The sequence below is a fragment of the Rhizobiales bacterium NRL2 genome, from assembly GCA_001664005.1.
In the GTDB taxonomy this organism is placed as follows: Bacteria; Pseudomonadota; Alphaproteobacteria; order Minwuiales; family Minwuiaceae; genus Minwuia.
Genome location: CP016093.1, coordinates 3378326 through 3396100 on the forward strand (window position 1 = coordinate 3378326; position 17775 = coordinate 3396100).

The following is a 17775-nucleotide window of genomic DNA, read 5'->3' on the forward strand; positions in this document are numbered from 1 at the left end:
ATCCGGCGGCGTCATGAAATCAGCTTAATCCTCCGTTAAGCACGTGGTGCTATCTGTAGGAAAATGTGCGCCTGTGCGAGCCATGGCGGATAAAACTTTCGTGACGAAGGCCGATGCGTCTTGACCGGCACGATGTCGGCCCCTAGATAGGCAACGCCTTGGTGTGCTGCGAGTGAGTCGCCGTTTGTTGGCTGTTACGGTATTGCAAAATAGAATGTGGCGTTTGCTGACAGCACTCTTAGTCGTTGTAGGGCTTTTATTGGCCCAGAGTCCTGCCCATGCCTCGCCGCATCATGCGATGCCGGCTTCCGTCACCACCACGGATACTCTGGGCGCGCCAGCGCCAGCGCCACCGAGCGACCATTCCCACGGCGAGCACGCCGGCTCCGGTCATTGTATTACCCCGTCGTGTGGGCCCTCGTTTGCAGGGCCTGGAAGCTCTTTCGCCCTGATTCACTCAAACCGCTATGAGCGGTTTCGGCCCGCTGGCGCCGATAGAGATCTGCGCTCCGTCGCCTTGGACCGCGATCCTCCCGTCCCCCGATCCACCGTCTGATCCCGTTTCTGTCGACGCGGCCACGCCGCGTGCCATGACGCACGTCGTGATGCGGCGCTAGCGAGGCCGCAAGGCATCCGGCCGCGGCTGGACAGAAGCCTCTTTTGAAACCTCACGGCCGTAAGGCCGGCTGGAACAGACACGTATCTTCCGTTGCGCAGACCGTGGGCATGAGCCCGAGGGCAGCAGGACGGGGAGCGGAGAGGATGAAAATGCGCCTCAAAGGCATTCTGGTGTCAACGCTGGCAGCGTTGGCCGTCGCGGGCCCGGCGCTCGCCGGCGAGTACGACCTCGTCATCGAGGAAAAGACCGTCAACGTCACCGGCCGGGAGCGGCCGGCCATGACCGTCAACGGATCGATCCCCGGCCCCGTCCTGCGCATGCGCGAGGGCGAGGAGGTGACGATCCGGGTCACCAACCGGCTCTCCGAGCTCACGTCCATCCACTGGCACGGGATACTTCTCCCGGCGAACATGGACGGCGTGCCCATCCTGAGCTTCGACGGGATCGCGCCCGGCGAGACCTTCACCTACCGCTTCCCCGTCAAGCAGAGCGGCACATACTGGTACCACAGCCATTCCGGCTTGCAGGAGCAGTCGGGCGTCTACGGCCCGCTCGTGATCGATCCCGCGGAGCCGGCGCCGTACCGCTACGACCGCGAATACGTGGTCATGCTCTCGGACTGGACGGACGAGGACCCGCACCGGGTGCTCTCCAACCTCAAGAAGCAGAGCGACTACTACAATTGGAACAAGCGCACAGTCTTCGACTTCTTCCGCGACGTCGGGGACAAGGGCTGGGACGTCACGGTCCGCGACCGCCTCGACTGGGGTGCGATGCGGATGGACCCGACCGACATCGCGGACGTGAGCGGCTACACCTTCCTCGTCAACGGCCAGCCGCCGGCCGCCAACTGGACGGCGCTGTTCAAGCCGGGCGAACGGGTGCGGTTGCGCTTCATCAACGGCTCGGCGATGAGCTTCTTCGACGTGCGCATTCCTGGGCTGCGCATGCAGGTCGTCCAGGCCGACGGCCAGGACGTGGCACCGGTGACGGTTGACAAGTTCCGCATCGCCGTCGCCGAGACCTACGACGTGATCGTCGAGCCCAAGAAACACCGCGCCTACACGGTCTTCGCCGAGAGCATCGACCGCAGCGGTTACGCCCGCGCCACACTGGCACCGCGCGAGGGCATGGCGGCCGAGATCCCGACGATGCGGCCGCGCCAGATCCTCACGATGGCCGACATGGGAGCGGCGCACGGCGGCATGAGCGGCATGCAGCACGACATGCCGGCCCAGGACCAGCAGCCGGGCGGCGCCCACGGTGCGGGGCACGAACCGCCAGGTGCGATGCCGGCGATGGACCACGGCAGCATGGGCGGCATGCAGCATAAGCCCGGCACGCAGAAGACGTGGCCCGCAGGCGACACTGCCTCGGACCAGCCCCAGGGCTCGACGGCGCCGCACAGCGCCGCCGGCGCCGGAGACCACAGCGGCATGACCATGCCGATGCAGCACGGCGCCATGCAGGAAGCACCGGCGGGCGGCGGCGCCACAGCGATGGGCCATTCGGCGATGGGCCATGGGTCGGCCGGGCAACCGGCCGCACAGCCGATGGAGCAAGAAGGCCACGGCATAGCCACTGCCGCGGGCCGGAGTGGCCCGGAACATGTCGGGCATCAAATGCCCCCCAGGGGCGAAACCGCGCCGGCCGGCGCAGCCCACGGCGGGATGGCGATGGATGACGGCTCGCCAAAGATTCTCAGCTACGCCGACCTCCGGGCCGTCGTGCCCAATTACGATACGCGACCGCCGGAACGGGAGATCCTGGTCCGCCTCACCGGCAACATGGAGCGGTACTTCTGGTCGATCAACGACAAGAAGTTCTCCAAAGCGGAGCCGATCAAGCTCCGCCACGGCGAGCGCGTGCGCATCAAGTTCGTCAACGAGACCATGATGAACCATCCCATGCATCTGCACGGCATGTGGATGGAGATCGAGAACGGCAACGGTGCCAATAACCCCCGCAAGCACACCGTTAACGTGCCGCCAGGGCAGACGGTCTACGCCGACGTGACGGCGGACGCTTTGGGCCAGTGGGCGTTCCACTGCCACCTGCTCTACCACATGGACACCGGCATGTTCCGGACCGTGGTTGTCGCCAACGTCGTCGCGCAAGCCGAGTGAGTGGGGTGGGAGACGATGATCAAGAACGGCATATGGCACCGGCCGCTGCTCGCTGTGGCAGCGGCCACGCTCCTGCTCACGGGCGCCCAGATGGCGCAGGCCCAGGTCGCCGACGAAGAGGTCTTCACGTTCCTGCAGGTGGAGCGGTTCGAGTACCGAGCGACAGACGGCAAGGATCTCTTGAACTGGGAGGCCCAGGGCTGGGCCGGGACCGACACCAACAAGGCTTGGCTCAAGACCGAGGGCGAGAAGCTTGTTGGCGGCAAGGTGGAAGACGCCGAGGTGCAGCTCCTCTACAGCCGGATGATCGCCCCGTTCTGGGACCTGCAGGTCGGCGCGCGTTATGACATCCGGCCGGACCCATCGCGCGGCTTCGCCGTCTTCGGCGTCCAGGGCTTTGCACCCTACTTCTTCGAGGTGGACGCCGCGGGCTTCGTCAGCGAGGACGGCGACGTCTCGGCCCGGATCGAGGCGGAGTACGAGCTCCTGCTCACACAACGGCTCATCTTGCAGCCGTCGGCCGAACTCAACTTCGCCGTCCAGGAGGTCGAGCGGCTCGGCATCGGGCGCGGCCTCAGCGATGTCGAGCTGGGGCTGAGGCTTCGTTACGAGATCGTCCGGGAGTTCGCGCCTTATGTCGGCGTCTCCTGGGAACGCAAGGTCGGACGGACGGCCGACTTTGCCCGACGAGAGGGCGAGGACGTCGACAGCCTCGCGCTCGTCGCCGGTGTCCGGTTCTGGTTCTGAGCCGCAGACATCGGTCTGACCACCACTGAAGCATAGGAGGTAACAATGCGCGCATTACGCACGCTCACCGGAACTCTGCTCGCGATGGCCGTGGCGGGCGGGATCGCCACGGCTAACGCGGCAGAAGCCACAATCGAAATGCTCAACAAGGGCGAGGACGGCCGCTTCGTCTATTCGCCGCAGCTCGTCCGCATCAAGCCGGGCGAGACCGTCACCTTCGTCGCGACCGACAAGGGACACGACGCTGTGTCGATCGCCGGCATGCTGCCCGGCGGCGCACAGCCGCTCAAGGTCCCGTTCAACAAGGACGGATCCTTCACCCTGACGGAACCCGGCGTCTACGGGATCCGGTGCACGCCACACGTCGGTCTGGGGATGGTGACCGTGATTGTCGTAGGCGAGCCGACGAATCTCGAGGCCGCCGAGGCCGCCGCCAGCAAGCTTCCCCCGAAGGCGAGAGAGCGCATGCAGGCGCTCCTCTCGCAAGTCTCGTGAGTGCAACTCAACCTACAGGAGTGTAAGCCTATGAAACTCACAAGCTTTGTATCTATGCGTCACATGCTCGTCGCATCCGCCGCCGTCCTGGCGCTGGGCATCGCCGGTGCGCAGGCCGGCCCGTCCGGCCATGGCGGAGACCACCACGGTAGTGGTCACGCCACGAGCTTTGGCAAGCCGGGCGACCCGGCCAAGGTCGACCGGACAATAGAGGTGGTGGCCAAAGGTCTGGACTACGGCATCGACAAGCTCCAGTTCCGGGCCGGCGAAACGGTCCGCTTCGTCGTCACCAACGAGAGCGAGCTCGTCCACGACTTCACCATCGGCGATGCCGCGACGCAGAAGGCCCATCGCGAAGAGATGATGAAGATGATGGACCAAGGCGGTATGGCGAGCGGAGAAATGAAGCACGACGACACGAACGCCGTGTTCCTTCGGCCCGGCGAGACCAAGGAGCTGGTCTGGACTTTCACTGAATCCGGCACGCTCGAGTACGCCTGCAACGTCCCCGGGCACTATGAGGCCGGCATGAAGGGGCCAATTGTCGTGGCCGACTCCGGTGCATCATCATCTTCGGCGTCTGAGGGTCACGACCCAGGACACGATACGGGGGCCATGCATAAGAACTAGGCGCGGGAAGTAGGACGGCGTGGCGAGCCGATGGGGCTCGCCACGTCTACCGTTCATACCGCTCGGCCAACCGCTATCGTTTGGGTTCAAATCGTGCTGCACGAGAGATACGCGGGCAGCCGCGAAGAGCCCAAGGGCGGCGCACGCATGCTTCGTGCCGGCTGGTTTCGCCTACTCTGGGATTGTCGAGAGCGTCGGCCTTGTAGAGGGCGATAAGGACATTAATCACCGTCTCGATTTCTCGGGCGTCCTTCATTCGAGAGAGTGTTGCCGGTGTCGCCGGCAGGAGAAGACCTGCGGAGGAGATCCGCCGCCTCCATCCCAAGACCTTGGGCGAGTCTCTCGACTACCTCGATGCTGGCGGCATAGACGCTGCGCTCAATGGCGCTGATGTAGGTGCGGTCGATATCTGCGCGGTGAGCCAATTCTTCCTGCGACAGGCCTTGGGCCTGCCGGCATTTTCGCAAGTTGAGCGCGAGCACCTCTCGTATCTCCATGGACGAGAGAGCAGCGGCTTGTCGAGTATTTCACCACGGAGTATTTTCGACAATCGATGGCAGCGAAGGTGGTGTGCTTTAAGACTACCGAATAGCCGGTAACGGACACGGCATAGGGAATAGCTCGTAATGGCGAAGGAAGAGCAGAAACCCGAAGTTGCCGACCACGTCCCCTGGGTGGAGCGGATCACGCCCTACGACGAGGCGCATTTTGTCACCTACCTCCGGCTGCTGGACGCCGAAGCGGACGGGGCCGAGTGGAAGGAGGTCGCCCGGCTGGTGCTCGGACGGGAGCCCGACACGGATGCCGCCGCCCGGCACTGTTGGGAAGACCACCTTGCGCGGGCGCATTGGATGACACGATCCGGCTACAGGCAACTGCTCAAGGACGCCTGAGCGGCGTGTCAGAGGAGAAACTTGCGGTATCCACCGCGCATGAGCGCCCGTCCGCGGCGGACGGCGCGGCGGACATGGTCGCGCAAGTGGTCGCGCGGATCGCGCCAGTCGGCCTCGACGCGCGCCTCGCCGAAGAGCGCGATGGCGATGTCACGATAGGGCGCGCCGTCGAGCCATCCGTCGAGCGCCTGCAGCACCACGCGGAGCCGCCGCCCGTGCGGCTCGATCATCCGATGGTCTGGAAATCGGCCGCGCCCCATAATGTTGGCGAGGCCTTCGAGCGCAACGAGACGGGCTCGGAGATGCGCGGCCGGAAGAACGGCATCGGTCAGCAGGCGCACCGGCTCGGACAGGCTTGTGCCGCGGATGTCGAGTTGAAGCGCGCAGCCGGCTTCCGAAAAGAGAAGGTGCTGTCGCCCATCAGGCATCCGGAGGAGCGCCGCCCGGCATGGGGTTTCCGACAAGCTGAAGCGGCCGGTATCGCCCCGTGCACCGGCGGGAAGCGCGCGGGTTGGCAGAACGTGCGGACACGCGCGCGAATCCCAGAAGACAACGGCCTCGGTCGCTGTCCGCTGGGGCGCATCGGCGAAAAAACAGGCACCAGTCGGCCAGCTCGGGCAGCTCCGTCCGCGCCGTCATGATTGTCAGGTTCGGCGCGGGCCGCTCGATCGTGACGGCAGGCGAGGCCTCGGACCAGGCCTGCCGGTAGTCTGCGTCGCGGCGCAGGAACTCCCACGCCCACCCCCGCCGCGGCAAGGCGGCGGTGTAGTCGTAGGCCGCGCATCGGCGCCAGTCCCCACCGGGGCTGATGTTCGGCGGCTTGACCATGCCGGCAGGCTTCCGCGTCGAGCGCGGGAGAAGACCGCCACCTGCCCCCGATATCCCCCGTTGTCTGCAGTCTCCTCCCCAGTGCCTGATTCCGAGCGCCGGGCCGAGCTCACGCGGCGGCGGACGCGACCGGCGCCCAGAGCACCGGGTCCGTGAGGTCGCCGCGCCGTCGCACGTTGGCGAGGCTGGCCGGGGAGACCTCGAGATAGCCGGCGACCGATCGCGTGCCGGCGAACGACCGTGGCGCCGCGATGCGCCGCAGGGGCCAGCCTGCCCGCCTCAGGATCCGTTCCATGGCGACGTCGGTGACGGTGACGATGTCGGAGAGGCCGCGGGACAGCCCGAACTCGATCATGCCCGCGAAGAGCTCGAAGGTCGCCCGGGCGACGCCATGCGCGCCTTCAGGGCCGTCGCGTTCGACGTCGAGCGCGAAGCGGCTGCTCTCCCACACGGCCGGGTCCGACGGCGCCGGCGCCCCGGCCAGCAGCGCGGCGAAGGTCTCCGTCAGCATGGTCGGGCCAATCGTCGGCAACAGCCGCACGCAGCCCTGGACGCGGCCGCCGGCGCCACGCTGCAGGAGATAGACGGGGTGGAGCGCGTCGAAGGTGTCGATCTCCATGTCGCCGCTGACCTCGACGTCCCAGTCGAGCCGCTGCTTGAAGACGCGGTAACGTAGGCGGTACATCTCGGCGAGATCATCGGCGAACGCGCCGTACCGGTCGGACGTGATGAGTTGCATCATGATCGCCTCCTGCGAAGGGGAACTTTCGCGCATTGGAGGCGAACAGCTGGCGCGAGACACCCTGTGCACTTGCACGGGGTGACGAGGTGCCCCCGCTCAGTGCAACGTCGGCTTGGATGCGGACAGGCGTGCCACGGCCTGGCAGACCGTGCGGACGTTGAGCTTCATTTTCGCGTTGTCGAGGTGGAACGCCACCGTGCGGCGGGAGATCCCGAGGATGCGGCCGATTTCCCAGGCGGACTTGCCCTGGGCCGCCCACTCCAGGCACTCGAACTCGCGCGGCGACAGCGCGGCGCCGTCGACGACGCGGTCGGCGGCAAGCTTGCGGCGGGCATGGGCGTGGAAATACAGCGCCATGAGCTGCAGGGCCGTGGCGTGCGCCTCGACGCTGCGGCGGAACGCCGGATGACGCTCGTCGGCGGCGAAGGTCACGGCGGCGACCGGCCCACGCCCGTCGTGGATCGGAATGGTGAAGCCGCAGCGGATGCCGAAGGCGGCCGCCTCGTCGAAGAACTGCTGTTGCCGCTTGGTGAGCTCAGACTGCCCGGCGCCGGGCCCCCATTCGAAGGGGTCGGCACCGCGCGTCGCCTGGAGGATGACCGGGTCGACGCGCTCGTAGTGGCTTTCGACGTAGTGGCCGATCCAGGCGGCCGGATAGGTGGAGACCACCAGCGCCTCCGCCCCACGCCGGTGGGGCATGGACAGATAGGCGAAGCAGGTGAGGTCGAGCGCGGCCGCCGCGTCGGCCATGGCCTTGTGCAGGTCGTCGAGGTCGACGCTTTCCGCGAGGCGGTCGATGAAGGTCTGAAAGATGCGATGCATCCGTCTTCCTTCCGATCGACGCGAATGGGGCCTTCCATTTCGGATCGTCTTGCCGTCGCCTGCCCAGGGCCCATACGCGAAATCCGTTGCAGGAATTCTATCGCTGGTGCGCTCGACGAAACAAGCAACGAACCAAAACTTGTGAGGACTGTTATTGGCCATACGCCTCGGAAACAACGGCCGATCTTCGGTTTCCTGCCCTCCTCCGGACGATGTCGGCATCGTCGGCCACCGTCGCCGGCGGTCACCGTGATCGTCGCTTCACGTCACGACGCCAGGGGGTCCCCCTTCCGACCATTGCCGGTCAAACGGCTGCCCTTGGCGGAGCGCTTCCATGAGCGGCGTGAGGAATTCCCTGATGGAGCCGACCACATCGGGGAGCGCCGGTGGCGGAAGAGCCGGGCGTCCCCAGCGTTGGAATGCCTGCCACTGCTGCTGCTTGCCCCGGTCGCTCGCGAACTCGTCGCTCAGCCCCACCGGGGTGACCTCGGGCAGCGCGGTGCCGCGCCGGTCGAAGGTGACGCGGACCGCCGGGGCGAGCGTCTGTCCATCGAACGGGAAGGACGACGCCAGCACCCAGAGATCGTAGTAGTCCTTCATCCGGCTGTTCAGCATGCCGAGCGGGACGATCGCCTCGTACTTTTCGGCGACTACCGTCTCCCGTGGATAGGCGCGGATGCGCGGGGCGGGAAGCGCGAGAAGCGACGGGGACTCGATCTCCTCGGCCTTCGGCGTCACGGCGTCGCCGAAACCGATGTTGACCTGAACCGACAGGCGGGCACTGGCGAGCTGTGCCTCGAGGCGCACGCGGGCGCCGGGGTGCCCTTCCTCGTCCCGCATCGGCTCGACCTGGACGGACTCGGTGATGAACTCAAGGCCGTCGTCTTCCTCCACGGGCGTATCGCAGAGCGCCCGGAAGGTCGTGGTCAGCGCCTCGATGTTCCGTTCGCCGAAGCCGAGAAGGTCGAGGTCGCGCGTGGCGCGATACGGTTCACCGGCCCAGAGGATGAAGAGCAGGGCGCCTTTCAGGATGAAGCGGTCCCGATGACCAGACGTCCCGAGGCGATAGAGAAGCCGTTCCAGGGCGTAGCGGATGAAGACGAGATCGACGTCCTCGCCGCGCTCGCGGGCGCGGTTGGTGAGACGCTGGCGAACGGACGCCGAGAGGTGGCTCGGCTTGTCTGAACAGTTTCGGGGCTGTCGCTAAGTGGATGTCCGCCTTGGTTATGCTGCGGCCGGGATTGGCTGCTGCGTCGTGAGATATGCCTGATCGGGGGCCTGCCCGCCAAGCGATGATTGAGGTCTCCGGCCGTTGTAGAACGCCAGGTACCGGCTGATCGAGGCGCGGGCCTCCGGTACGTTGGCATAGGCGCGCAGTTGGCGTCGAACGCCGCCTTGCCTGCTCTTGCGAGGGGCAGAGCCTCGGAACGGTGACGTCAGTCGTCGTGTCGCGCGACAATGGTGCGATGGCTTTCCATCCGACAAAGACAGCACCGGCAGCGACCACGGTGATGACAAAAATGGCGGCCGGACTTGAACGGCGCTGCAGGTCCGTGGCTGAGCGCTTATACTTCTTTTGGTTCATGTCTAATCTCTTCCGATGCGTTGGCATCCAGTCGAGAGTCGTGCGGGCGCCGTCGACAACCGGTCATTCCGACTGGTCTATGGAGCCGATAATGAATTCGGCTCATTGTCGGTCCCCCTCAACGGCCGGGCTGGTGAAAATGTCTTTGAGGCGGGGCATAAACCGGGGCACTCTCTCGGCGTAGCGTCGGTACACGTCACCCAATTCGGCTTCGACTTCCCGCTCTTCGCGCAGGGAAAGACGCCAGTACATGACAAGCAGAACGGGAAACATCGCCAGTGTGAGAATGGTCGGCCACTGGAACAGGAACCCAACCAGAATCAGGACGAAGCCGACATATTGAGGATGGCGAATGCGGGCGTAAGGCCCCGTGGTCGCGAGCGTTCCCGTCCGTTGTGCTTGGTAAAGGACACGCCAAGCGGCCGAGAGCAGGATGAACCCGCCGCCGATGAAGCCGAAACTCAGAATGTGGAAGGGCCCGAGGTGCGGGTTTGCCTTCCAGCCAAACAGCATTTCCAGGAGATGGCCGGAATCATGGGCAAGCCAGTCGACGCTTGGGTAGTTGGTCTGCAACCAGCCCGATAGGAAATATATGGTGAGCGGGAAGCCGTACATCTCAGTGAAAAGCGCGACCAGAAAGGCGCTGAAAGCACCGAATGAGCGCCAGTCCCGGCCAGTCTTCGGCTTAAAGAAGCTAAAGGCGAACAGGATGAAGATCGCCGAGTTGATCACCACCAATAACCAGAGACCGTAGGCTGGAACTTCGTTGCTCATCTGTCGTCCTCCCGCGGTTCGTCGCGGTGCGATCCGTGATCGCCCCCGTGGCTGCCATGCATGAAGAAATGCATGCCCACGCAGAGTCCGAGAATGAGGAGGAGCGGCAGATAGCCCAGAATATGCGCGGCATGCTCTTCCCACAGGAAGTAACCCGCCACTGCCAGGAATCCGAGCAACACCATGCCGGAACGGGAGAAAATGAAGCTCCGGAAGCCGCTGGTTTCATGCTGCGCCATGTCGCGTCACCTCTTCCGACCCTCGTCGTTTCCGAAATACGGTCGAGGTCATCCGCCCGCGCCCTGAACCATCTGATGGCCTTTGCCGCCGATCTGGATCTCTCCGCGAATCCTGAGATCCCGCTGATCGATCACCCAAATTTTCGGCTCATCGGCGCTGGAGACGTAGAGCTTGCCCGTCCCGCGAACGACGGCGAGGTGGTACGGGGCGGGAGCCAAGGGAACACTGCGCTGGGCGCCGGTAGCGAGATCGATGGCAACCACCTTGTCGCCACCAAGGACCGCGATGAAGAGCGTGCCGCCATCATCGGACAGGTCGATCCCGTGGAGGGCCGTTTCGAGGCGAATCGTCTTCACAACCGTTTGGTCGCCGACCTCAACGACGGAGACCGTGCCGTCGTCGACGTTGTTGACGTAGAGAGTGACGCCATCTCTGGACAGAACGATGTGTTCAGGGCTGCCGCCGACAACGGTATTCGACCGGACGATCCACCGTGCCGTGTCGATCTCGCTGACCGTGTCGTTGCCGGTGTTGCTGACGTAAAGGCGGTCACCGCCAGGAGCGAAGGCCGCGTAATTGGGTAGAGGCCCGGTGGCGACCGTCGCGACCACCTCATAGGAGCCGAGGTCGATGGCACTGATTGATCCGGCGTTGGGATGGGTGACGACGGCGAACCGGCCATCGTCACTGACCGCGACGTGGTGGACGGCGCCGGGTACATCGATGCGCCGGACCACGGAGCCGTCGGCCGTTCGAACGACCGAGACCGTGCTGAATTCCGCAACGGCGTTCCTGGCATCGGCGGACGCGGCGCCATGGTGCGCGGCATGCTCATCTTCGGATACGCCCGCCGGCTTCGCTGGCGCCTCGCCGCCTGATGCTCGCGTCTCGAAGCTTCCGGCTAGCAGGAACTGCCCATCGGGCGTCCCCGCGAGGCCATGAACTGCCGCCAAGCCGGTTATCGTATCGACGATTTCGTCCGGCGCGGCATCGACAGCGACAATCTTGTTCTCTCCGCCGAGGGGCACATACACGAACGGCTCGGCAAGAGCCGCTTGCGCTCCCAACACCAGGATCATCAGTCCTGTCCAGGCGGCGACTCGGGGAATCGATATGGCGTTCATAGATGGTCGTTCCTTTCCGTAAGGCGCATTGCCGCGATGGGTTGGACTCTTTCTAGATCTTGACCGAACGCAGCCGGAGAGCGTTGCCGACTACCGATACGGACGACAGACTCATCGCCGCGGCCGCGAATATCGGTGAGATCAAAATCCCGAAGTACGGGAAGAGGATCCCCGCCGCCACCGGCACGCCCGCGGCGTTGTAGACCAAGGCGAAAAACAGGTTTTGCTTGATGTTGCGCATCGTCGCACGAGAGAGCTTCCTGGCCCGGACGATGCCGTTGAGATCGCCTTTGACCAGGGTAAAACCCGCGCTCTCGATCGCCACGTCGGCGCCGGTGCCCATGGCGATGCCGACATCGGCCTGGGCCAGTGCAGGTGCGTCGTTGACGCCATCGCCCGCCATCGCGACCTTTCGGCCTTCGTCTTGCAGCTCCTTGATGATGTGCGCCTTGTCTTCGGGCAACACGTCGGCACGGATCTCGTCGATCCCGAGTTTTCCAGCCACCGCCTTCGCGGTACGCTCGTTGTCGCCAGTCGCCATGACGATGCGGAAGCCTTGTTCGTGCAGCGCCTTCAGCGCGTCCGGCGTCGTCTCCTTGACCGGATCGGCGACCGACACGAGACCGGCGATTTCGGACCCGACGATGACGAACATCACCGTTTCGCCTTCGTCACGTCGAGCATTGGCGGTCTCGGAGAGCTTGCCGCCGTCGAGCCCCAGATCGGCGAGAAGCTTTGCGTTGCCGAGCGCCACTGATTTGCCGTCGACGATGCCTTTTACCCCTTTGCCGGTGACGGCTTCGAATTCATTCGCGTTAGCCAGCGCAACATCGCGTTCTTCGGCCCCGGTGACGATGGCTTCGGCGAGTGGGTGCTCCGAGCCCCGCTCCAGGCTTGCGGCCAAGCGCAGCACGTCGTCCTCCTCATGCCCGGGTTGCGGCAAGACGGCGACGAGCTTCGGCTTGCCGACGGTCAGCGTCCCCGTCTTGTCGACGATCAGCGTGTCGACCTTGGCGAAGCGTTCCAGCGCCTCGGCGTTCTTGATCAGCACGCCGGCTTGTGCGCCTCGGCCCGTTGCCGTCATGATCGACATCGGCGTTGCCAGGCCCAGCGCGCACGGACAGGCGATGATCAAAACGGCGACTGCCGAGACCAGTCCATATGAGAGTGCCGGGGCAGGCCCCCAAAGAGACCATGCGATGAATGAGAGAATTGCAATGACGATCACGGCTGGTACGAACTTGCCCGCCACAGAGTCGGCAAGTTTCTGGATCGGGGCACGGCTGCGCTGCGCGTTCGCGACCATCTCGACGATCTGGCTCAGCATGGTGTCGGAGCCGACGCGTTCGGCTTCGATCACGAGACTGCCCGTGCCGTTGATTGTGGCGCCGGTTACCTTGTCGCCCTCGACTTTCTCGACCGGAACCGGTTCGCCGGAGATCATCGATTCATCGATCGACGAACGTCCCTCGACCACCACGCCGTCGACGGGCACCTTGTCGCCCGGGCGGACGCGCAGCCGATCGCCGACCTCGACGTCCTCGAGCGGGATTTCCTCCTCGCTCCCGTCCTTGCGGATCACCCGGGCGGTCTTGGCGGCCATATCCAAAAGGGCGCGAATCGCCGAGCCCGTTCGCTCGCGCGCGCCGAGCTCCATCACCTGGCCGAGCAGCACCAGCACGACGATCACCGCGCCGGCTTCAAAATAGACCCCGACATGGCCCTCCGCATCGCGGAATCCGTCCGGGAAAATCTCCGGCACGAGCACGGCGACGACACTGAAGAGATAGGCCGCGCCGACGCCCATCCCGATGAGCGTGAACATGTTGAGACTGCGGTTGATCACCGACTTGACGCCACGCACGAAGAATGGCCAACCGGCCCAGAGAATGACCGGTGTCCCCAAAGCGAGTTCGATCCACAGCGTTACACGCTCGCCGAAGATGTCGCGGACGAAACCGAGCCCAACAAAGGGGCCCATCGTCAGCACAAGAAGCGGAACCGTCAGCACGGCGCCGATCCAAAACCGGCGCTTGAAATCGACAAGCTCGGGATTCGGTCCGTCATCGGGGGCTGGAACCCCCATAGGCTCCAGCGCCATGCCGCAGATCGGACATTCTCCCGGTTCGTCCCGCACGATCTCGGGATGCATCGGGCAGGTATATTTCGTGCCCTTAGGCGCTGTTTCGGCCTTGTGCTCGCCGGCGAGATAATGCTCCGGGTCGGCCGCGAACTTATCGTGGCACTTTTGAGAACAAAAGTGATAGGTCTCACCCTCGTACTCTCGGCTCGGCTTGTCCTGATCCACCTGCACCGTCATTCCGCAAACCGGATCTCTGGCCGTCATAGCCTTGACCGAAGCTGTTGCACCGTCAGAGCGATGGCTGTGATCGTGATCATCGTGCTTGTTCATTGGCTTGTTCCGGCTTTCCGGTTCGATTGACGATGTATGCTGCGGTCTTCCGCGACTCTGGCTTTTGTTGGACGACGGTTTCAGTCGGAGAGCAGACGCTTTCGTTCTTCGAACTCCTCCTTGTCAATCTCGCCGCGGGCAAAGCGTTCGTGAAGGATGTCGAGGGGCCCGTTCGTTCGTGATTGCGATCGGGCTACCCGTCCTGAATCGCCACCTAGCCAGCGGGCCGCGAGTATGATCGCGAGGATGATCCCGCCCCAGAAGACGATCATCATGACGGAGCCAAAAATCATGTGTCCCCAGCCCCAGCCATAGTGCCAATAGTCGGATCGATCGGCCGGGGTTTGCGCAAGTGCCGGCATCGATACCACCGCGGTGGGCAGCGCCAGGGCCAAATTCGTCAATTGTCTTCTCATTTGACGCTCCTTTCGTGGTACATGGCCTGTCCAATCATCTCTTCGATGTGAAATGCGACTTCGGCGTACAAACCGTCACCGCTGTCGGTATTCGCGGAAACGTTCGCAGGATCTCTGTTCTCACATCTATAAGGACGGCGAGAGACGCTCAGCGTTACAGTGACGGGGATTCGAGGCAGTGATGGACTGAGGCGGCAGAGATCGTCTGAAGCTCTTTGGGAGCCTCGCCTGCCGTGCCTGAACAGGCGTAGAGCGAAGGCGGAACAGCGGCACTCGGCCCGAAATCGGCTGCCGATCGTCCATAGATCGGTCGTTCGAAACCCTACAAAATTGTGTTCCGGATACTCGTAAAGGTCCTCTGCAAGAGACGCATCGCTAAGCTTTCACGACGATCCGTTCTTCGTCTGACGTCACAGGTCTGCGGCTACGTATCCTTACCGGCCGATGGCTGCGAGAAATAGGCCAGTGAGGAGGAGTATCGTTCCGGCGCTGTGAGAAAGAGCTTGTGACAGCCCTCCGAGCAGAAAAAATACGCCCAGCCCTCACACTCCTCCTGGGCGACGGCCTTTTCGGGCGTCAGGCGCATGCCGCATACTGGGTCGGTTACCATTACGTCTTTTTCGGGTTCGAAGCCGGCCATCAGTGAAACACCATCCCTTCGATGTGAAAGCCCGCGTCGACGTAGAGCGTTTCCCCGGTGATGGCGCTCGTATAATCGCTCGCCAGCATAAGCGCCGTACGTCCCACCTCGCAGGCGTCCACCGTGCGCCGCAGCGGCGCCTTGCGGACGGTCTCATTCAATAGTTCGTCGAAATGCTCGATGCCCGAGGCCGCACGTGTCGCGACCGCCCCGGCCGAAATCGCGTTCACCCGGATCGCCTTGCCACCGTGTTCATGGGCCAGGTAGCGTACAGACGCTTCAAGGGCGGCCTTCACTGGCCCCATGACATTGTAATGATCGACCACTTTTTCTGCGCCGTAGTAGCTGAGCGTCGTCAAGCTGCCACCTTTGTCCATGAGCGGCTCGGCGAGCTTCGCCATACGGATGAAGGAGTGGCACGAGATAAGCATCGATTCAGCGAAGCCTTCTCCCGAACAATCGGTCAACCGGCCATGGAGATCTTCCTTACGGGCCCATGCGATCGCATGAAACAGAAAATCCAATCGGCCCCATTTCTGCTCGATCTCCCCGAAGACGGCCTCCAATTGTCCCGGCTCGGCGACATTGCAGGGCAGGAAAAGTTGCGCGTCCACCTGTTGCGAAAGCGGCTCAACAAAGGGCTTGGCCTTGTCGTTCAGATAGGTGATGGCAAGATCGGCGCCGGCGTTCCCAAAATGCTGGGCCGCCGACCAGGCCAAACTGTGTTCGTTGGCAATTCCCACCACCAACCCCTTCCGGCCTTTCATATCGATGAGTTCCATTTTTGCGCTTGCTCCTTTCTCCGGCCAGGCGGGCCAGGCGCGATCCGTCTCGCCGCGCACGATATTATTCGGGACCAGACATAGCTGCGGACGACAGGGTCACAGCCTGGGTCAGGGCATCAGCACATAGGTGCCGGGCGCTTCGCCCAGCCGCCGATAGCCCTTGCGCGCCGCCCCCAGGCCAGGGGGCTTAACGGGTTCACCCGAATGGTCGCTAAGCCACCCTAGCCAACAGGGCCACCATGAACCCTCATGGTGGGTGGCCCGCGCCTGCCAGGCGTCAGGGTCCAGGTAGGCCGCGAGATCATCGTGGGTGGCGATCTGGTGACGACGCCGGGTGTTGCCAGGTGGGCTCACAATGCCGGCATTGTGGCCGCCATTGGATAGTACGAAGGTAACATCGGCATTGGTTTGGCTGTGGATCTTGTAAACCGACCGCCACGGCGCGACATGGTCCGAGAGCGTGCTGACCGCAAAAATCGGAATGCGGATGTCATGCAACGACACCGGGCGACCGTCGACGCGATAGCGTTCGTCCGCCAGATCATTGTCGAGGAACAGCTGCCGGAGATATTCGGAGTGCATCCTGGCAGGCATGCGCGTGGCGTCAGCATTCCACGCCATCAGGTCGAACATCGGTCGGCGCTCTCCCATGAGATAATTCTGAACCATGGCCGACCAGATGAGGTCGTTGGAGCGAAGCAGCTGGAACGTGCCGGCCATCTGCTTGGTATCGAGACAGCCCTGCTCGGCCATGATGTCCTCGAGAAAGCTGACCTGGGCCTCGTCAATGAACAGCATCAATTCGCCGGCTTCCGTGAAGTCCGTCTGCGCGGCGAAGAGGGTCATGGTTGCCAGCCGGTCGTCGCCATCGCGGACCATGGCCGCCGCAGCAATCGACAAGAGCGTTCCACCGAGGCAGTAGCCGACGCCGTGGACGCGGCTTTCCGGCGCGATAGCTGACACCGCGTCGAGCGCGGCCATGACGCCCAGCCGGCGATAGTCCTCCATACCAAGGTCGCGATCTTCGACCGTCGGATTTTTCCAGGAGATCATGAAGACCGTGTGACCCTTCTCGACCAAGTATTTCACCAGCGAGTTCTCGGGGCTAAGGTCGAGGATATAGTATTTCATGATCCAGGCAGGCACGATCAGGATAGGCTCGGGATGAACCTTATCCGTCGCCGGCATGTATTGGATCAGTTCGATCAATTCGTTACGGAAAATCACTTGGCCCGGTGTAACCGCCAGGTTGTCGCCGACCGCGAACCGTTCCGTGCCGGCAGGTCGCCCCCCACTGACCGCGCGTTGCCAGTCTTCGAAGAAGTTCACCGCGCCGCGCACCAGATTTTGGCCCCCGGTATCGAGGGTCTCCTTCAGGACCTCGGGGTTGCTCGACGGAAAATTCGCAGGCGACATCATATCGAGCAACTGCCGGGCAACGAAGGAAACGACCTCTTCATGGTGCCTGGAGACGCCGGAGATGCCGGTTGTGGCGTTGTGCCACCATTGCTGGGTCAGGAGAAAACCTTGATAGATCGCGTTATATGGCCATGCCTGCCACGGATCGCCGGCAAAGCGTTTGTCCTGCGGCAGGGGCTCGATGCAGGCCTCGCAATGAGGATCCGAGCAAGCCCGTGAACAGTATTCCAGATAGCGCGCCCATTTGCGGACGGCCTTCTGAACTAGTTCTATTTGCTTGTCGGGCGACATGACGAGATGCTGCGCCCAGTCCGTATACGCTTGAGCAAGCGCCACGGGTGACACACCGGCGGTGATCTGCCCGAGTGTCGCATGGAGAGGTTGATCCAGGGATAAACCCCTCCCCAACGGTTCGTTGCGAGGCGTTGCCAGCGCGGTTTGCTCCGTTCGTACTTTCGTTGGATGGTGCCCCATGGT

General features: G+C 63.7%; 18 protein-coding genes. 5 read left to right on the plus strand and 13 right to left on the minus strand.

What is annotated here, in order from left to right; translation table 11 throughout:
* Positions 1-768 precede the first annotated feature (768 nt).
* The 4 genes from TEF_15740 (at position 769) to TEF_15755 (ending at position 4617) form a co-directional block, all read left to right on the plus strand.
* On the plus strand, positions 769-2745 hold the full coding sequence (locus TEF_15740) for a hypothetical protein (protein ID ANK83538.1): 1977 nt from the start codon (positions 769-771) through the stop codon (positions 2743-2745).
* Positions 2746-2760: 15 nt separating this feature from the next.
* Entirely contained in the window at positions 2761-3492 is a 732-nt protein-coding gene (locus tag TEF_15745; GenBank protein ID ANK82080.1) for a copper resistance protein CopB, read from the plus strand.
* Between the two features lie 45 nt (positions 3493-3537).
* Positions 3538-3987, plus strand: coding sequence for a pseudoazurin (locus TEF_15750; protein ID ANK82081.1), 450 nt, complete (start codon positions 3538-3540; stop codon positions 3985-3987).
* A gap of 63 nt (positions 3988-4050) precedes the next feature.
* Positions 4051-4617, plus strand: coding sequence for a hypothetical protein (locus TEF_15755; GenBank protein ANK82082.1), 567 nt, complete (start codon positions 4051-4053; stop codon positions 4615-4617).
* Positions 4618-4838: 221 nt separating this feature from the next.
* On the opposite strand, the gene TEF_15760 is transcribed toward TEF_15755, so the two are convergent.
* Complete coding sequence (locus TEF_15760; protein ID ANK82083.1) at positions 4839-5114, minus strand: transcriptional regulator; 276 nt, start codon at positions 5112-5114, stop codon at positions 4839-4841.
* 129 nt (positions 5115-5243) lie between these two features.
* Here TEF_15760 and TEF_15765 point away from each other — a divergent pair, with 129 nt between their 5' ends.
* Positions 5244-5510 (plus strand): DUF2285 domain-containing protein, encoded by a 267-nt coding sequence (locus TEF_15765; protein ANK82084.1) that lies wholly within the window; start codon positions 5244-5246, stop codon positions 5508-5510.
* Positions 5511-5518: 8 nt separating this feature from the next.
* On the opposite strand, the gene TEF_15770 is transcribed toward TEF_15765, so the two are convergent.
* The 12 genes from TEF_15770 to TEF_15825 form a co-directional block, all read right to left on the minus strand.
* Entirely contained in the window at positions 5519-5938 is a 420-nt protein-coding gene (locus TEF_15770; protein ANK82085.1) for a hypothetical protein, read from the minus strand.
* A gap of 509 nt (positions 5939-6447) precedes the next feature.
* Complete coding sequence (locus TEF_15775) at positions 6448-7080, minus strand: conjugal transfer protein TraI (GenBank protein ANK83539.1); 633 nt, start codon at positions 7078-7080, stop codon at positions 6448-6450.
* A gap of 96 nt (positions 7081-7176) precedes the next feature.
* Positions 7177-7902, minus strand: a complete 726-nt coding sequence (locus TEF_15780) for a transcriptional regulator (GenBank protein ANK82086.1) — start codon at positions 7900-7902, stop codon at positions 7177-7179.
* Between the two features lie 261 nt (positions 7903-8163).
* Positions 8164-8919, minus strand: coding sequence for a hypothetical protein (locus TEF_15785; protein ANK82087.1), 756 nt, complete (start codon positions 8917-8919; stop codon positions 8164-8166).
* 670 nt (positions 8920-9589) lie between these two features.
* Complete coding sequence (locus tag TEF_15790) at positions 9590-10261, minus strand: isoprenylcysteine carboxyl methyltransferase (GenBank protein ANK82088.1); 672 nt, start codon at positions 10259-10261, stop codon at positions 9590-9592.
* Entirely contained in the window at positions 10258-10500 is a 243-nt protein-coding gene (locus TEF_15795; protein ANK82089.1) for a hypothetical protein, read from the minus strand. The genes TEF_15790 and TEF_15795 overlap by 4 nt, the downstream gene beginning before the upstream one ends.
* A gap of 48 nt (positions 10501-10548) precedes the next feature.
* The gene (locus TEF_15800; protein ANK82090.1) at positions 10549-11625 is read right to left on the minus strand and encodes a hypothetical protein; all 1077 of its coding nucleotides are present in this window, start codon (positions 11623-11625) and stop codon (positions 10549-10551) included.
* A 52-nt stretch (positions 11626-11677) separates the two neighbouring features.
* The gene (locus TEF_15805) at positions 11678-13945 is read right to left on the minus strand and encodes an ATPase P (protein ANK82091.1); all 2268 of its coding nucleotides are present in this window, start codon (positions 13943-13945) and stop codon (positions 11678-11680) included.
* Between the two features lie 173 nt (positions 13946-14118).
* Complete coding sequence (locus TEF_15810; protein ID ANK83540.1) at positions 14119-14400, minus strand: hypothetical protein; 282 nt, start codon at positions 14398-14400, stop codon at positions 14119-14121.
* Between the two features lie 478 nt (positions 14401-14878).
* The gene (locus TEF_15815; protein ANK83541.1) at positions 14879-15064 is read right to left on the minus strand and encodes a hypothetical protein; all 186 of its coding nucleotides are present in this window, start codon (positions 15062-15064) and stop codon (positions 14879-14881) included.
* A gap of 29 nt (positions 15065-15093) precedes the next feature.
* Positions 15094-15876 (minus strand): enoyl-[acyl-carrier-protein] reductase, encoded by a 783-nt coding sequence (locus tag TEF_15820; GenBank protein ID ANK82092.1) that lies wholly within the window; start codon positions 15874-15876, stop codon positions 15094-15096.
* 111 nt (positions 15877-15987) lie between these two features.
* A complete protein-coding gene (locus tag TEF_15825; protein ANK82093.1) occupies positions 15988-17772 on the minus strand; it encodes a poly-beta-hydroxybutyrate polymerase in 1785 nt (594 codons plus the stop codon).
* Positions 17773-17775 lie beyond the last annotated feature (3 nt).

Excerpts from the sequence above, each read along its gene's own strand:
- TEF_15740 (ANK83538.1), top strand. The coding sequence starts at position 769 with ATGCGCCTCAAAGGCATTCTGGTGTCAACGCTGGCAGCGTTGGCCGTC.
- TEF_15745 (ANK82080.1), top strand. The coding sequence starts at position 2,761 with ATGATCAAGAACGGCATATGGCACCGGCCGCTGCTCGCTGTGGCAGCG.
- TEF_15750 (ANK82081.1), top strand. The coding sequence starts at position 3,538 with ATGCGCGCATTACGCACGCTCACCGGAACTCTGCTCGCGATGGCCGTG.
- TEF_15755 (ANK82082.1), top strand. The coding sequence starts at position 4,051 with ATGCTCGTCGCATCCGCCGCCGTCCTGGCGCTGGGCATCGCCGGTGCG.
- TEF_15760 (ANK82083.1), bottom strand. The coding sequence starts at position 5,114 with ATGGAGATACGAGAGGTGCTCGCGCTCAACTTGCGAAAATGCCGGCAG.
- TEF_15765 (ANK82084.1), top strand. The coding sequence starts at position 5,244 with ATGGCGAAGGAAGAGCAGAAACCCGAAGTTGCCGACCACGTCCCCTGG.
- TEF_15770 (ANK82085.1), bottom strand. The coding sequence starts at position 5,938 with ATGCCTGATGGGCGACAGCACCTTCTCTTTTCGGAAGCCGGCTGCGCG.
- TEF_15775 (ANK83539.1), bottom strand. The coding sequence starts at position 7,080 with ATGATGCAACTCATCACGTCCGACCGGTACGGCGCGTTCGCCGATGAT.
- TEF_15780 (ANK82086.1), bottom strand. The coding sequence starts at position 7,902 with ATGCATCGCATCTTTCAGACCTTCATCGACCGCCTCGCGGAAAGCGTC.
- TEF_15790 (ANK82088.1), bottom strand. The coding sequence starts at position 10,261 with ATGAGCAACGAAGTTCCAGCCTACGGTCTCTGGTTATTGGTGGTGATC.
- TEF_15795 (ANK82089.1), bottom strand. The coding sequence starts at position 10,500 with ATGGCGCAGCATGAAACCAGCGGCTTCCGGAGCTTCATTTTCTCCCGT.
- TEF_15800 (ANK82090.1), bottom strand. The coding sequence starts at position 11,625 with ATGAACGCCATATCGATTCCCCGAGTCGCCGCCTGGACAGGACTGATG.
- TEF_15805 (ANK82091.1), bottom strand. The coding sequence starts at position 13,945 with ATGACGGTGCAGGTGGATCAGGACAAGCCGAGCCGAGAGTACGAGGGT.
- TEF_15810 (ANK83540.1), bottom strand. The coding sequence starts at position 14,400 with ATGCCGGCACTTGCGCAAACCCCGGCCGATCGATCCGACTATTGGCAC.
- TEF_15815 (ANK83541.1), bottom strand. The coding sequence starts at position 15,064 with ATGGTAACCGACCCAGTATGCGGCATGCGCCTGACGCCCGAAAAGGCC.
- TEF_15820 (ANK82092.1), bottom strand. The coding sequence starts at position 15,876 with ATGGAACTCATCGATATGAAAGGCCGGAAGGGGTTGGTGGTGGGAATT.
- TEF_15825 (ANK82093.1), bottom strand. The coding sequence starts at position 17,772 with ATGGGGCACCATCCAACGAAAGTACGAACGGAGCAAACCGCGCTGGCA.